At 44.0% G+C, this 14,550-nt stretch carries 17 protein-coding genes; 5 read left to right on the top strand and 12 right to left on the bottom strand.

The window, feature by feature from the left end:
* The first annotated feature begins 18 nt into the window (after positions 1-18).
* Genes D1B31_RS24450 through D1B31_RS25080 form a run of 3 tightly spaced genes read left to right on the top strand, consistent with a single transcriptional unit; the run spans position 19 to position 1,238 of the window.
* On the top strand, positions 19-195 hold the full coding sequence (locus tag D1B31_RS24450) for a hypothetical protein (protein WP_158587623.1): 177 nt from the start codon (positions 19-21) through the stop codon (positions 193-195).
* Positions 196-210: 15 nt separating this feature from the next.
* Positions 211-1,077, top strand: a complete 867-nt coding sequence (locus D1B31_RS19770; RefSeq protein ID WP_118923672.1) for a permease — start codon at positions 211-213, stop codon at positions 1,075-1,077.
* A gap of 26 nt (positions 1,078-1,103) precedes the next feature.
* Entirely contained in the window at positions 1,104-1,238 is a 135-nt protein-coding gene (locus tag D1B31_RS25080) for a hypothetical protein (RefSeq protein ID WP_275670733.1), read from the top strand.
* A 52-nt stretch (positions 1,239-1,290) separates the two neighbouring features.
* Here D1B31_RS25080 and arsC read toward each other — a convergent pair whose 3' ends face one another.
* The 7 genes from arsC to D1B31_RS19730 all read right to left on the bottom strand — a co-directional run bounded on the left by arsC (position 1,291) and on the right by D1B31_RS19730 (position 7,170).
* A complete protein-coding gene (gene arsC / locus D1B31_RS19765; RefSeq protein ID WP_118923670.1) occupies positions 1,291-1,710 on the bottom strand; it encodes an arsenate reductase (thioredoxin) in 420 nt (139 codons plus the stop codon).
* Between the two features lie 28 nt (positions 1,711-1,738).
* Positions 1,739-3,037 carry an arsenic transporter gene (locus D1B31_RS19760; protein WP_118923668.1) on the bottom strand — a complete coding sequence of 433 codons (1,299 nt, stop codon included), beginning with the start codon at positions 3,035-3,037 and terminating at the stop codon, positions 1,739-1,741.
* Between the two features lie 14 nt (positions 3,038-3,051).
* The gene (locus D1B31_RS19755) at positions 3,052-3,396 is read right to left on the bottom strand and encodes an ArsR/SmtB family transcription factor (protein WP_118923666.1); all 345 of its coding nucleotides are present in this window, start codon (positions 3,394-3,396) and stop codon (positions 3,052-3,054) included.
* Positions 3,397-3,519: 123 nt separating this feature from the next.
* Complete coding sequence (locus D1B31_RS19750) at positions 3,520-3,813, bottom strand: hypothetical protein (RefSeq protein ID WP_158587622.1); 294 nt, start codon at positions 3,811-3,813, stop codon at positions 3,520-3,522.
* A 372-nt stretch (positions 3,814-4,185) separates the two neighbouring features.
* The gene (locus D1B31_RS19740; RefSeq protein ID WP_118923660.1) at positions 4,186-5,754 is read right to left on the bottom strand and encodes a hypothetical protein; all 1,569 of its coding nucleotides are present in this window, start codon (positions 5,752-5,754) and stop codon (positions 4,186-4,188) included.
* Between the two features lie 291 nt (positions 5,755-6,045).
* Positions 6,046-6,477: a DoxX family protein gene (locus tag D1B31_RS19735; RefSeq protein WP_118923658.1), complete on the bottom strand. Its 432-nt coding sequence runs from the start codon at positions 6,475-6,477 to the stop codon at positions 6,046-6,048.
* Between the two features lie 51 nt (positions 6,478-6,528).
* Positions 6,529-7,170, bottom strand: a complete 642-nt coding sequence (locus D1B31_RS19730; RefSeq protein WP_118923656.1) for an alpha/beta hydrolase — start codon at positions 7,168-7,170, stop codon at positions 6,529-6,531.
* A 244-nt stretch (positions 7,171-7,414) separates the two neighbouring features.
* Here D1B31_RS19730 and D1B31_RS19725 point away from each other — a divergent pair, with 244 nt between their 5' ends.
* Positions 7,415-7,954: a helix-turn-helix domain-containing protein gene (locus D1B31_RS19725; protein WP_118923654.1), complete on the top strand. Its 540-nt coding sequence runs from the start codon at positions 7,415-7,417 to the stop codon at positions 7,952-7,954.
* Between the two features lie 314 nt (positions 7,955-8,268).
* On the opposite strand, the gene D1B31_RS19720 is transcribed toward D1B31_RS19725, so the two are convergent.
* Both D1B31_RS19720 and D1B31_RS19715 read right to left on the bottom strand, forming a co-directional pair.
* Positions 8,269-9,675 (bottom strand): SpoVR family protein, encoded by a 1,407-nt coding sequence (locus D1B31_RS19720; RefSeq protein ID WP_118923652.1) that lies wholly within the window; start codon positions 9,673-9,675, stop codon positions 8,269-8,271.
* Between the two features lie 85 nt (positions 9,676-9,760).
* Positions 9,761-10,099 (bottom strand): DUF3889 domain-containing protein, encoded by a 339-nt coding sequence (locus D1B31_RS19715; RefSeq protein WP_118923650.1) that lies wholly within the window; start codon positions 10,097-10,099, stop codon positions 9,761-9,763.
* Between the two features lie 176 nt (positions 10,100-10,275).
* Between D1B31_RS19715 and D1B31_RS19710 the strand changes: the two genes are divergently transcribed.
* The gene (locus D1B31_RS19710) at positions 10,276-10,530 is read left to right on the top strand and encodes a YhdB family protein (RefSeq protein ID WP_118923648.1); all 255 of its coding nucleotides are present in this window, start codon (positions 10,276-10,278) and stop codon (positions 10,528-10,530) included.
* 260 nt (positions 10,531-10,790) lie between these two features.
* Here the strand turns inward: D1B31_RS19710 and D1B31_RS19705 are convergent, their stop codons facing one another.
* The 3 genes from D1B31_RS19705 to D1B31_RS19695 all read right to left on the bottom strand — a co-directional run bounded on the left by D1B31_RS19705 (position 10,791) and on the right by D1B31_RS19695 (position 14,456).
* Positions 10,791-11,435 (bottom strand): response regulator, encoded by a 645-nt coding sequence (locus D1B31_RS19705; protein ID WP_118923646.1) that lies wholly within the window; start codon positions 11,433-11,435, stop codon positions 10,791-10,793.
* A 13-nt stretch (positions 11,436-11,448) separates the two neighbouring features.
* Positions 11,449-12,567, bottom strand: a complete 1,119-nt coding sequence (locus tag D1B31_RS19700; RefSeq protein WP_118923644.1) for a GAF domain-containing sensor histidine kinase — start codon at positions 12,565-12,567, stop codon at positions 11,449-11,451.
* Positions 12,568-12,731: 164 nt separating this feature from the next.
* Positions 12,732-14,456, bottom strand: coding sequence for a phospho-sugar mutase (locus D1B31_RS19695; protein WP_118923642.1), 1,725 nt, complete (start codon positions 14,454-14,456; stop codon positions 12,732-12,734).
* Between the last annotated feature and the right edge of the window lie 94 nt (positions 14,457-14,550).

Here is a 14,550-nt window from a genome sequence, read left to right as displayed (position 1 = left end):
ATATAGGAGGAGTAAACGATGTACATTGAACATTTATTAGTTCAGCTGAAACAAGAACAGATTGAGCAAATGGCGAGGGAAGCTTGGAAATACCAGGGCATTAAAAAAGAGAGTAAAGTGAAATCCGTCTTTAAAAGATGGTTCAGCCGCAAACCCGTTATGCCTTCAACATGCGGCCGCGCCTGTGTTTGCTAAAGTGGGGGATTGCGTATGTGGATTGATATGTTAAAAAGTTTTTTGTCTATCGCTGCTGAATTAACTCTATTGTTTATTGTCATCTCTTTTGCCATCAGTCTTTTGCAAGGGGTTATCCCCTATGAAAAGATTGAGAAAAAGCTGGCTGGAAAAAACAAATTCATCGGGGCTATGTTCGCCGTTCTATTCGCATTCATTACTCCCTTTTGTTCTTGCTCAACGATTCCTGTTGTTGTCAATATGCTGAAAAGGAAATTGCCGTTTGGAATTGTGATGGTCTTTTTATTTTCATCGCCCGTCTTGGATCCGACCATTTTAACCATAATGGGAGTTGTTCTAGGCTGGAAGGTGAGCGTCATTTATACTGTTTTGACCTCTTTCCTTTCTATTATTATCGGCTTTGTCCTTGAGTTCATGGGTGCCGAAAAATATGTGAAAAATGTGGTTATGTCAGGTTATGAGGAAAACTCAAAGAAGTTCAATCTAAAATTAGCTGCGCAAGAAACATTAGACCTTATGAAAAGTGTATACCCTTATCTTGTAATAGGGGCTGCCATCGGTGCCGTCATTCACGGATTGGTTCCAACCGAATTTATTTCCTCTGTCTTTGGAAGGGATAACTGGTGGCTTATCCCCTTGGCTGCCATAGTCGGCATTCCATTGTACATTAGGCTTTCCAGCATGATCCCTATTTCTCAAATCCTGATTATGAAGGGGATGGCATTGGGACCGGTGATGGCCATGCTCATCAGTTCTGCTGGAGCGAGCCTGCCAGAAGTGATTCTTCTAAAGTCAATCTTTAAGAAAGAACTTGTTGTGATGTTCGTGTTGTCCGTTGTCGCAATGTCCACTATTTCTGGCTTTATCTTTTACCTTATCTAAAACAGTAAAATCGGAGGAGGATTGGAATGTTTAATTCTTTCAAGAAAACCGGCAAAGAATCAAGCTGTTGTCATGTGAAAATTGAGGAAGTAAAGGAAGAAAAGACGGACTGCTGTAAGGAGCCTGAACAACCGGTATGCTGTTCAGCCGAGAAGAATTAGTATATTAAATTGAAGCGAAAGCCAAGAGAACGTCTCTTGGCTTTCTGGATTACTACTCACCGGTTTCAGCGAACCTTTTGATACGGTCACGGATTTCATCCCGAACCCGCTGGAAAAAAGCCCACTTCTCTCCATCTGTTCCCTCAGCTTTTGCAGGGTCATCAAATCCCCAGTGCTCACGTTTCACATGTTTAGGGGTGACCGGGCATTTATCAGCCGCATCTCCGCAAAGTGTAACCACAAAATCCGCATTATGTAGAACTTCGGGATCAATGATATCTGAAGTCTGGTTGGTAATATCGACTCCAGCTTCCTTCATTGCTTTTATTGCAGTAGGATTCACACCGTGGGCTTCAATGCCAGCACTCTTTACTTCCCACTCCTCCCCTAGAATTTGCTTCCCCCATCCTTCAGCCATCTGACTGCGGCACGAGTTGCCTGTACATAAAAAGTATAATGTTTTTTTAGACATAATTGACGACTCCCTTCTAAGAAAAATATTATGAAATGATGGACAGCCAAATATAAAGCCCTGCTAATGTTATGAATAAGGTTGGAATGGTCAAAACAATTCCTGTTTTAAAATAAGTTCCCCACGATATCTTAACTCCTTTAAGGGATAAAACATGCAGCCATAACAGAGTAGCAAGCGAACCAATTGGTGTAATTTTTGGTCCGAGGTCTGAACCAATTACGTTGGCATAAATCAAGGCTTCCTTTATAACCCCTGTTGTATCTGTATCGGCTATCGCAAGGGCGTCTATCATAACCGTAGGCATGTTATTCATGATGGACGAAAGAATGGCCGCGATAAAGCCCATTCCGATTGTAGCAGCGAACAACCCGTGGTCCGCTGTCCATTGTATCAAGTCAGCCAAAACATTTGTCAATCCTGCGTTCCTTAAGCCATACACCACAACATACATTCCGATGGAAAAGAACACAATCGCCCACGGCGCACCTTTTACAACAGCTTTCGTATTCACTGCTGGACTTCTCCGTCCCATGAACAAGAAGAAGAGTGCAACAATGCCTGCAATAATAGAAACCGGGATATGAAACAATTCACTAATAAAGTAACCGCCGAGCAATACCGCTAACACAATCCAAGATAAGCGGAACATCTTCCCGTCCCGGATTGCCTCCACCGGCTCCTTTAACTGGCCAAGATTATATTGCCGGGGAATGTTCTTTCTAAAGTAAAGATAAAGAACAACGATGCTGGCCACGAGCGAGAACAGGTTGGGCACAACCATCCTGGAGGCAAATTCATTAAACCCTATGCCAAAAAAGTCGGCAGATACGATATTTACAAGGTTGCTTACCACCAGAGGCAAGGATGTCGTGTCCGCAATGAATCCGCTCGCAATAATGAAAGGGAACACCATTTTCTCCTGGAATTTCAAGTTTCTGACCATCGCAAGCACAATGGGGGTGAGGATCAGCGCAGCCCCATCGTTTGCGAACAATGCTGCTACAAGAGCTCCAAGTATACAAATAAAAATAAACATCTTGACGCCGTTTCCCTTGGCCGCCCTTGCCATATGCAACGCCGCCCATTCAAAGAAGCCAATCTCATCTAAAATAAGTGAAATAATGATGATCGCGATAAACGAGAAAGTGGCATTCCACACAATCTGAGTCACATCGATGACATCGGCGAAGTCAACCACCCCGACAAGGAGAGCCACTATCGCCCCACCACATGCCGACCAGCCAATGGACAACTTTCCAGGCTGCCAAATAACTAATACTAGAGTAAGTAAAAATATGAATGACGCCAATATTGTTGAAACCAAAATCCTACCTCCAATTATTCACATGAAATACGAAGTCCTTTTTCCTCAAGCTCCTTTAATTTTCCATCCTGATTAGGGAAATGTTCTAAGATGTCTTGTACGAGAGGGTAATAGACACTTTGTTTATTTAAAGAGTAATTGATCCATTGCCCCCTCCTAGTTTCCCCGACAAGCCCTGAATCTTTCAGCTTGCGAAGATGCTGGCTGACCGCCGGTTGACTCATATTGAACATAGCGGTAAATTCGCAAACACAGCAGTCATGGCTATCCAGCAGCATGATCATTGTTAAGCGGGTTTTGTCTCCAAGCAGCTTTAGCACCCATGCCCCATTTTCAATCTCAATCAAAGTTTTGGCCAATCCTTCCACCTCCAACAAATCACTAAATAAGCATATAACAATTTACTTATATATGTCACAAAAAAAAAGACAACATCACTCTGATGCTGCCCTGACCGCTACTTTTAATCAAGCACTTTTTTCTTACGTTAGATACAACCTCATAAACAGAAATCCCGTTGCAAAAAGAAAAGCGACAATCCCGCAGAATAAAACAAAACTTAGTCTATCCGCTTTTTTCTTAATCCTCTTATATTCTTCATATGATATTTGGCCATTGGCAAATTTCAAACCAGTTGAATCAGGTTCAACGGCATATACCACTTCCGCCTTATCTTTTAAAAGAACATTTTTGATTATGTCTGTTTGCTTTAGGGTTTGAATGGCTCCCGGATTAATTTCCAAAACAGTTCCACCGCTTATTTCAAGACCTGCCACATGGTAAATGGATTCGTTCACTATTTTATTTATCACAGGGGACACCCTAAGGTTGTAGCTATCGTTTGAGACGCACATATAATCACCTCATCTTTATTATATGAGGGAACATGACGAAGGGAAAGCAATTCCTTAGACCTCATGGCTCTGATACTCCCACAGCTAAAGCTGTGGGGTTCTGAATCCATTGCCTTCTTCCTCCTTGCCGGCAGCCACAGTACGCATCTTGATACGCTCGGCATCTAGGGCCAGGACACTGGGACAATTTCCTTCAGGACTTTCACGGCCAAAGCAGCCCCTGCTGCCATTAACGGCCGTATCTTTTGGCTTTCGCAAGCCCGGTGGCATCACACCGCCTATCAGGGATTTTCATTACAGTTTAATTCCGGAATTGAAGATCCTTCTTTTCTCTTTTTTGATTGTATTGATTTCCTGGTCGTGGAGGCTCTTGAACAGTGGAAAGGTCTCCAGGCATGTATCCCTTTTAGCTTTTGCTCCTAAAGAATTTGCGTTCATCAACAAAAAGGCTGAGTACAGATCCCTTTGGACCTTTGTCTCATCATCAATTACATGCCATCGTTCTGACAGTGGTTTTTTCGTGAAGCTGTTCCGGACATGGCAGTACTGGCTTGCTTTGAATGTTTGGGTGTTCACCTTTTTGAAACTCCCGCCTAGGCTCTTCACCTTCTGTTCAAGTATGCTGACAAACATAGCGGGTGCCCTGTGGCCAATGGTCTTGCCAAACCGTTTCTTCCTGGCAACTTTACCTGTTTTTTCGGAGACCTTTGTTTCCCTTGCCCTTTTTTGCAGGGCTTTGAAGTGCATGGTTTCAATGAAGTACGCATCACCGAGCGGAAGCAGGGTGTTCGCAAGCCTCAGGTGTGAGAGTTTCCGGATGGCGGCCTGCCTGCGGTTCAAATCCCTTACCCTTGCCCGTTGTTTTCGATAGCGGTTGGATAACTGCCACTCTTTTCTTCCTTTTTTCACCGTGCCGTTTTCGTGATAGTTACCGGGGTTCATCGCACGTTTGGAACGGTCCATCCTTCTCTGGGTCAGTCTGATGACTTTCGCCAGCTCCTTCATCTCTTCTGCCAGGTTGAAGAGGGCCACTTTTTTCAGGGAGGAAACAGCGAGGGTCGCCGTGCCGATATCAAGCCCTACTCTTCCTTTCCCAAGCTCCCTGCCTTTTGACATGGGGAAGCCCGAGATGACCAGGTCGGCGAAGAAACGCACGTTCCCACGGATGACTTTCCTCACAATCCGGACGTATTTGACATGATAAAAATCGGTGATGGTTTGGGTTTCCCCTTTTTTCTTGATAGTATAGGTGAATGGGGTTTTCTTCTCGATATGGGTGAGGATTTCGGATACAAAGCTGTCATTCCCCTTCCGCTTCAACGGGGTGGACATATCCTTATAGATGAGATGCTGATTGACATACCGCCAGCCTGTGGTGTTGGTTTTTCCTTCGAAGCTCGCCATTTCCCCTTTTCGGAGGAACATGACCTTCTTTGCCTGCCCGTACAGTTTCTTCCTGAAGGCAAGCCAAGCGCGGGAAGCGGTTTTTTGGGAGACAGCCGCGTTTACCCTGTCCCCGAAATGCTTACGGATGCTCTTTATCCAAGCATGGGAGGCATATTCTGTAAGCTGGTATTGATTCCTTAAGTCGTTGAGTTTTTCCCGGACGCATTTCAGCTCGTTTTGCAGAAAGGGGTTTGCTTCGTCACGTGCTAGTTTCCTTTTGATTCCCTTCAGCTGCCGGATCCATCTTTTATATTCCTTCAGCCGTTTCATCTGGTTTTCCAGCTTCAGATAGTTGCCAAGGACGGTGTTGTAGAGGACACGGAGGATTTCCAATTCTTTGTCGGCAACGGAAAACAAGCGGTGGTGGCTGTCAAGCTCCAAGGTGAGAACAAAGCTGGGTGAGCGTGGAATGGTCATCTCAAACACCCCCAAACAAACATACGTTCTTGTGTTTATTATACTATAGCTGAAGCAAAGAGACAAAAAATAGCCTGTTTGGATGATAAAAGATTATGATGCCTCCGGAAAAGCTGTTGAATCAAATTCCAATACCCGGCCTCACTCCCATCCCACCCCTGAAGAAGTGGGCTTTCCCTTTCGGAGAGTCTGTAAGAGTAAAAGTTCATTGACGTAGTGCAACAGGCTAGCCTTATAGGCACAAAAATGGGGATTGGCTTTTATTGCCATTCCCCATTTTCTTATTTACAATTATGCTGCTTTGGAAGAATTTTTAGCAACTTCTTTTTTATCTGAAAGGAGTTGGTCAATTGAAAACAGCTTGCTGCCATTGATTGTCAGGAAAACCGCCATTACAAGGAATGCGAGGTCCAATTCATAGCCAGCCATCTGTCCGTTTCCTAAAAAGCCAGCTGCCAATTTCACCTTTACAATTGCGCCAACCATAATAATTGCCAATAGAACTGATACAACCCTTGTTCCTAATCCAAGTATCAAGAAAACTCCTCCAACTAATTCTGTGGTTGCGGCTACATATGCTAAATTCCCTGGCAATCCTATACTTGCAAACCATCCAGCTGTATTCTCAATCCCACCCTGGTATTTAGAAAACCCATGTATAAAAAAGCTTATGCCAAGAAAAACACGTAATAAAAGTACACTTGCATCAAATTTGTTTATCATTTTTCTAATCCTCCAATAGATTTCTTTATATTTGTCCTAATTATCGTTTTTTTAATTCAATGAGTCCAAGAGCCATTTAACATAGTCATTGTAATTTTCCATTGAAACCGTATGGCCTCCTGGATAGACCTTAAATGTCACTGATGCTCCGAGACTTCGGAGGTATTCGTTATTGGCAAAACCCCAGTCAATAGGGAAAACACGATCCGTTTCTCCGTGTGAGACGAATGCGGATAAATGATCTAATGATTGAACATCATATTCGTCCTTTACAAACTGTGGAATATATCCGTTCAAAGCTACAATCCCCTTTATGCTGTTACCTAGAGAAAGTGCCAATGTCATGGAAAGGATTGCCCCTTGGCTGAACCCTAAAAGGTATAAATTCCTTTTATCTATCGGATATCGCTCGCTTGCATAGTGAATAAAATCGGATATTTTTTTGACTGCATCATCAAATACTTCCCTATGTGGTTTCCCATATCCCTCAATTGTAAAGTAGGAGAAACCTGGTGGTTGCTTCAAATGGCCTCGGATACTGAAAATAATGAAGTCTTCTTCAAGCCCCTTTACCAAAGAAAGCATGTTTTGCTCATTAGATCCAATTCCGTGCATAACAAAGATAGCAGGATACAACTTATTTGGATTTTCTTGTTTAGGGCGTTGCATTTCATACACCATGGGTGAATTCATATCTGTTCTCCTTTCTAATGGCTATCAAATCTATATTTCCCCTCTTCTCTAATAATCGTTATAAAAATAAAATGTTCATATTGGAAAACTCATTTCCAAAAAACAAAACCCCTCTAGAGGAGTAATGTTTTCAAATATGAATAAAATATGTATATAAGGTAACAAAATCAAAGTGGAATGTCAATACCTTTTTTGCTAATATAGAATTAAGTTTTTTATTAAGAAACTTACGAGGTGAACATAATTGGAATTAGGCACGAAAATACGCGCCATAAGGAATAGAAAAAAGTTAACCATCGCACAAATGAGCGACGGAACAGGATTGTCAAAAGGATTTATCAGTAACGTGGAAAACAATAATACCTCTCCATCCATTAACACTTTGCAAACCATTGCAAATTTCCTGAATGTTCCTATGCCCTACTTATTACTTGAGAAGAATGAACATATGCAGGTCGTTAAAAAGGATGAAAGAAGAAATTCAACCTACAATAACCTAAAAATCGAACATCTTACATCAAGGGGCGGTTTACGGATGATGATTGTTGAATTTCCTCCTGGAGCATCCATGGGCGAAGCGAACGCCCACGAGGGAGAGGAATGCCATTTAGTCCTTAAAGGCACTGTATTGGCTGAACAAGGTGAAGACACTGTATTGTTGGAGAAAGGGGATTCTTTTAGCTGGAATGCAAGTGTCCCTCATTTTGTCAAAAACATTACAGATGAATCTGCTATTGTATTGATTTCAATCTATACTGATACCGAGCTAAACGATATTTTTTAATTGTGAAAAGTAAAATCAAAACCTTACGGCTTTACTTGCTAATTAGTGGGGCTAATGCTCAAGAAAAAAAGAACCAGCACAAAGGTGTTGGTTCTTTTTAATCGCGACTATCTACTTACAGATTCTCCGAACGAGAAAGCCCATGTAGGTCGCAGACCGTCTTTAGACATGGGATGATATTGAGGTCAAATACGAAGTACTACTTTTAACCCACTTCAACAAACTGTGGTGTTAACAGGAAATTACTGGGCGAAAATCTAAGATGCTGTCACGCAAAAAAGACAGCATCTCCCAGACGCTGCCCCAAAACTTCTCTATAAATACTTCCTATGCACGCCTTTGCTGTCATACGTGAACAGCATCGACCTTTCTTCAATCATGGTTTCGATATGGACGGTCCTGCCCCAGAGCTGGCGGATGTACGGCAGCACTTTCTCGAGATACTTCACATCAAGTTCAATTCCTTCATACCAGTGCTTCAAGTAAAGTTCGCCGTTTTTCAAATAATCGCCATCGTTGACAGTAATATACGGGAAGCCGCCATTGACCCGCATGCTGACAAGTCTGTCTCGGACATGCTCCCATTTTTTATCGACAATTTTGTAATCCCTTCCCTGCTTTTGAAACAAGTACATGTCTTCACGCATGACTAAGTCTTTGGTGAGGTAATTCCTTAAGAATGAAATGTCCGAATCCATTTCCCTGACCTCAAACATCTTTTCCCGGCCGGAATTAGGCTTCACCCCGCGGCGCTTCATTTCCTCGGTTGGGTTGTTGTACCGTTCTTCGATATCTTCAAAAATCTTGATTCCGAGGTAATACGGGTTGATTCCAGTCTTGGAAGGCTGGACAACACCTGCATTTAATTTTGCGAACTCAATGGCTTCGGCGCTGGTCAGGTCCATTTCCCTGATAATCCGCTGATGCCAGTACGATGCCCAGCCTTCGTTCATGATTTTTGTTTCAAGCTGCGGCCAAAAATAAAGCATTTCCTCCCGCATCATTGTCAGAATATCCCGTTGCCACTGCTCTAGTTCACGGCTGTACGTCTCTATAAATAACAATAGATCCTTTTCCGGCCTTGGCGGGAACTTTTTTGTCTTAGGCTGTTTAGGTCCTGCGGGCTTTTGATCTAGTTTCCATAAATCATCGTATGGACTTGGTGCTGGTTCAGGACTTTCTTCTTCTTCATCCTCAAGCGTCCAGGCAAGTTTCGGCCTCATCAAGGAAGGATCGATATGCTCGTCAATCGCTAACACCGCATCCAATAACTTTTCCACTTCTTTTTTGCCATACTTGATTTCATAGCTGCGGACCCTTTCGGCAGTTGCAGCCATACTTTCGACCATGTCCCGTTTTGTGTTTTGGAAACGGACGTTATTTTTGAAAAAGTCGCAGTGTGCAAGGACATGGGCGACAATTAGTTTATTCTGGATGAGGCTGTTGCTGTCAAGAAGGAATGCATAGCAAGGATTTGAATTGATGACAAGTTCATAAATCTTGCTGAGACCCAGGTCATATTGGAGTTTCATCTTGTGAAACTGCTTACCGAAGCTCCAGTGCGAGAACCTAGTCGGCATTCCATAAGCGCCAAACGTATAAATAATATCGGCAGGGCAAATTTCATAACGCATCGGGTAAAAATCAAGGCCGAAGCCGCTCGCGATTTCCGTAATCTCGCCAATCGCTAGCTCCAGCTCCTTCCTGTTTTCACTATTCATGGCTATTCCCCCTTATCCTCTTACAACAATGTATGAAGATAGAGGGTGAATGATGAAATGTGAAATAACGCCAAGCAGCTATTTCTTACCGTTTTTCCGGTTCAACCTTAAGTGTAACTAGTTTTCCCGTCGTTAAGTTATGCTGGGCAGTCACGCGAACATAAAGTGACCGTCCCTTATCTACAACACGAAAACGGAACGTATCTGCCACTTCAGATTCGTTAATATTCTGTCTTCCCAGGTATTGATAATCCCGGATTGGGTCACCTGGATAATCCGCGGAAACAATCGCGATCGCCATTCTTCCGTACTTTTCATAATCGGGATTCTGCGCCTCCGTCCCATTGGGCTGGAAAGCTAAAAATGCCAGAACCGCTATCATCACGGCAGCCAATCTCTTCACATCGGTCATCCCCTTCATCATTTATCACGATTAGTTTGGCCTTGCACGCTTATCCTATTCACATGGAATAGGTTGCAAGCAACTTATCCTGGCAGATGTTAGAAAGGCTGCTCCACCGGCATCTCCAAATTTTTTCGCGGAAAATTACCCTTGAACTCCATACACTAATTTCAACTCCTAACCAAGGAGGAGAAAAAATGAATACACTGGAGTATGACAGGGCGTTGTATTATATTTACCGCTCACAATGGGACAACCTGCTGATCCTGATGGTCCGAACAAAGGACCACTTCCTGGCAAAAAAAATCGAGTATTTCCTTCACGCATACCATTTCGAGCGTGATTATGCTGTCCTTGAACGGAAGCTTTATTCCCTGCTGCGCTATTTAGACCATGCGGCCAAGGAGCATAGCGCTGCATTACCAGAGCATTCGATTTACCAATTGCCCTAATTCAAGGGATACGAATTCCACCACCTTACACCAATGAAGCACGGCGATCACAGCCGTGCTCTTTTTATGATTGGCTGTGTTAAATTTGGCTGTGGATTTCCGCTACGGGCACACGCTTTCCGCGGGGCGTCAGTGGAGCCTCCTCGGCGCCTTTGCGCCTGCGGGGTCTCCACCTTGCCGCTTCATCCCGCAGGAGTCGGTGCCCTTCGCTCCAATCCACGTAGTAAAAAAATTAACATACTCATAACACAGTCTTATGTTCATTCACCGACTAGCCCGTGCTTGACCGCATACAAGGCTGCCTGGGTCCTGTCGGCCAACTCGAGTTTGGAAAGAATGTTAGAGACATGGGTTTTCACCGTTTTTTCGGTTATAAACAATGCTGATGAAATTTCTTTATTGCTTTTTCCGCTGGCGATTTCTTTCAAAACTTCCATTTCGCGTTTTGTCAGGTCCTCAATGGGTTTTCTCCCCCCTTTTCCACTTGCGGAAAACCGGGATAATAGATGGGAAGTCGCTTTTGGATGAAGTTGATTTTCCCCTAAGACCAGTTTTCTAATGGAAGCAGCAAGTTCATCCGGTTCGATATCCTTCAGCTGATAACCGGCTGCACCGGCCTCAATAGCCGGGATGACATGGTTTTGATCAGAAAAACTCGTTAAAATCATGATCTTCATGTCAGGAAGTTGTTCCTTTATTCTTGCTGTCGCTGCAATTCCATCCATGACCGGCATATCCAAGTCCATCAAAACAATATCTGGCTGAAGGTCTCCGGCCATCTTGACGGCTTCCTCCCCGTTTGCCGCCTCACCGGCTATTTCAAAATCATGCTGTGTTTTTAAAAAGAAAGCCAGCCCTCTCCGGACGACATGATGATCGTCAGCGATTAATATTCGAATGCCCATTGTCTCTCCTCCTTCATATAGGAATTATGGCAATTAATCTGGTACCCGCACCTGCAGTACTCTCAATCCAAAATTGGCCGTCCAACCCTTCTGTCCGGTCTTTCATGCTTTTTAACCCAAGTGAAGGCATCTCATTTTTTTCATCAAAATGAAATCCGCAACCTGGATCACGAATTTCGAGTACAACGTTATTTTTTACAGCTGCAAGTTCAATGACTATTTTGTCTTGCCCAGAATGCTTTTTGCAGTTCGCCATTGCTTCCTGGCCAATTCTCCATATCCCTTCCTCAATCTTGCCTGGTAAATTTACGATGCCTTTAACACGCATCTCAAGTTCCAGCCCAAGCATCTGTGCATAACCCCTTAACGCGCTAACAATGCCGTTTTCAAGCCCCCGCGGCTTTAACTGCCAAATCAGGGCCCTCATTTCATTCAAAGCCTCTTGGGCGAGCTCCTGGATGTAAGAGAACGTTTCCTTTATTTCGGCACTTTCCGCCATTGCCGCACCGCCCTTTGCAGTCAGGCTTACGGAAAACAGCAACTGGTTGACGGAATCATGCAAATCCCTGGCAAGCCTGTTCCGCTCAGCAGTCAACGCCAGTTCCTGCTCTTGTTGAGCGAGTTTGATTCTCTTCAGTGACGAACCGATTTGAAGGGCTACAGATTCAAGGAGGGCCAATTCCTCTTTGTCAAAATGGGTCTTATGCGGTGAGCCGACATTCAGAAGGCCGAATTTTTCATCCCCCGCTCTGAGCGGCACAGTTGCATGGTGGGTCAGTGAACCAGTATCACCGAGATTATTTAAAATCGCGTCTTCCAGCCGTTTGCATTCAATAATATTTGTCGCCTTATCAAGCCTTCCATCCGTATACCGTTCAATGCACCAGCAATCTCCTGAGCACATTGGCGCAAAATTGGAGCGGGACAGCGCTTCTGGCAATTCCTTTTTTGCCGACAGGGTATAGAAACCATCCGGCCCAATCAAAAAAATCCAGCCGGTTTTCAACCCAGTTACATGCAGCAATTTTGCTAAAACATCGGATAGTATTTCGTCTGTATCTTTCCCCTTATTTAACAGTTCGGCAATCTCTTTCAGAATTCCTAACTCCTGCAATCTTGATTCCGCATCCATCTCACGATCCCCCGCCGTCATTTTCTTTCATTATACCTTTTTTGCAAAGGATTGCCTTAGCCGAAATAAGGACTGCGACTACGACGAAAGACTTAGATTTCTGCAATAAAGACCGAATACAAAAAGCCCGGCTAGCCATTCAGGCTGCCGGGTCACTTAATTTTTCATAGCTTGCGGTTAACGAGTTTCATGAAGTCTGTTTCGATTTCCTTGAGTTTTTCCTTGCTTGCTTCAAGGCTTTCATCATTCACTCCAAAGTAAAACTTAATTTTCGGTTCAGTGCCAGAAGGTCTCAGGCAGACCCAGGATCCGTCTTCAAGGAAATACTTGAGCACATTTGATTTAGGCAGATCAATTTTCTCCATTCCCGCAGATGAAATCCGAACGCTTTCAAGGTAATCCTCGGAAGAAACAACCGAAAGGCCTGCAAGTGTAGCCGGAGGGGTTGAGCGGAAGCCCGCCATGATTTGCGCAATTTTTTCCGCTCCGTCCTTTCCTTTCATTGTAAGGGATTGAAGACCTTCCTGAAAATAGCCGTACTTTTCAAAGACATTCATCAGGCCATCATACAGGCTCAACCCTTTTTTCTTGTAGTAGGCGCAGACTTCAGCTGACATAAGTGCAGCTTGGACGGCATCTTTGTCGCGGGCGAAATCGCCAATCAGGTAGCCATAGCTTTCTTCATAGCCAAACAGGAAGGTGTTCTCGCCAGTCCGCTCGAATTCATTGATTTTTTCGGCTATAAATTTGAATCCTGTCAGAACATCCATTGTCTTAAGACCATACGCATCGGCAATTTTCCGGCCAATTTCCGAAGTGACAATCGTTTTTAAAACGAGGCCATTTTGAGGAAGTGTCCCTTTTGCCGTCTTCTGTTCAAGTATATAGTCGAGCAGCAATGCGCCGGTCTGGTTTCCTGTCAAAACGACATATTCACCTTCATTATTTTTGACTGCAATCCCTAGCCTATCCGCGTCTGGGTCGGTGGCAATTAGGATGTCGGCATCCACTTTTTTTCCGTCCCGGATTGCTAATTCAAAGGCTGCATGCTCTTCCGGATTCGGGCTTTTTACAGTCGAGAAATCAGCGTCCGGGAGCTCCTGTTCACGGACAATATGGACGTTTTTATAATGAAGTGCATTCAACGCTGCTTGGACAGGCTTGTTGGCAGTTCCATGCAATGGCGTAAAGACAATTTCGATTGGAGATTCCTTCGCTATATCCGGATTTTCAGAAATCGTTGTCAGCATTTTCGTATACGCATCATCGACGTTCAGGCCGATCATCTCAATTAATCCAGCATTCCTGAGTACTTCTTCACTTTCAACCTCAATTAATAGTTCATTTTCCAATTCATTTACTTTCGCAATAACCTGGTCTGCCGCAGCTGGCGGGAGTTGTGCCCCATCCTCTCCATAAACTTTGAAGCCGTTGTATTCCGGAGGATTATGGCTTGCCGTAATGACAATCCCGGCTGCCGCATTCAAATACCTGACCGCGAAAGATAATTCAGGAGTCGGCCTTAGCTCATCAAAAACATAAGCTTTAATCCCTTTTGTCGCGAGCGTCCTCGCAGCCTCCATTGCAAACTCGGGTGATTTGTGGCGTGAGTCGTAAGCGATGACCGCTCCGCGTTTTTTGGCCTCCTCCCCTTGCGCTTCAATATAAGCGGCAAGACCCGCCGTGGCCTTGCGGATCGTATAAATGTTCATTCTGTTTGAACCTGCCCCAATCTCTCCCCTCATTCCGCCAGTTCCGAATTCAAGGTCCTTGTAAAAAACTTCCTCAAGCATTTTTTCATCTAGTTTCAATGCTTCCAATTCTTCCTTCAACTCGGGATCCATTTTATCGAACAGGAGCCACCTATCTGCTTTCCGTTTCCATTCCATTCTGATTCCTCCACTTCTGAAAAGCCTTTTTCTATTTCAGACCGTGCGGTGTATCCGCATAATAAAACATGTCCTCTTCATTTTAAAGGGTTAA

The organism is Neobacillus notoginsengisoli, assembly GCF_003515685.1.
In the GTDB taxonomy this organism is placed as follows: domain Bacteria; phylum Bacillota; class Bacilli; order Bacillales; family Cytobacillaceae; genus Bacillus_D; species Bacillus_D notoginsengisoli.
The sequence above is the reverse complement of the archived record's forward strand: the minus strand, read 5'-3'. Positions and strand labels throughout refer to the sequence as shown.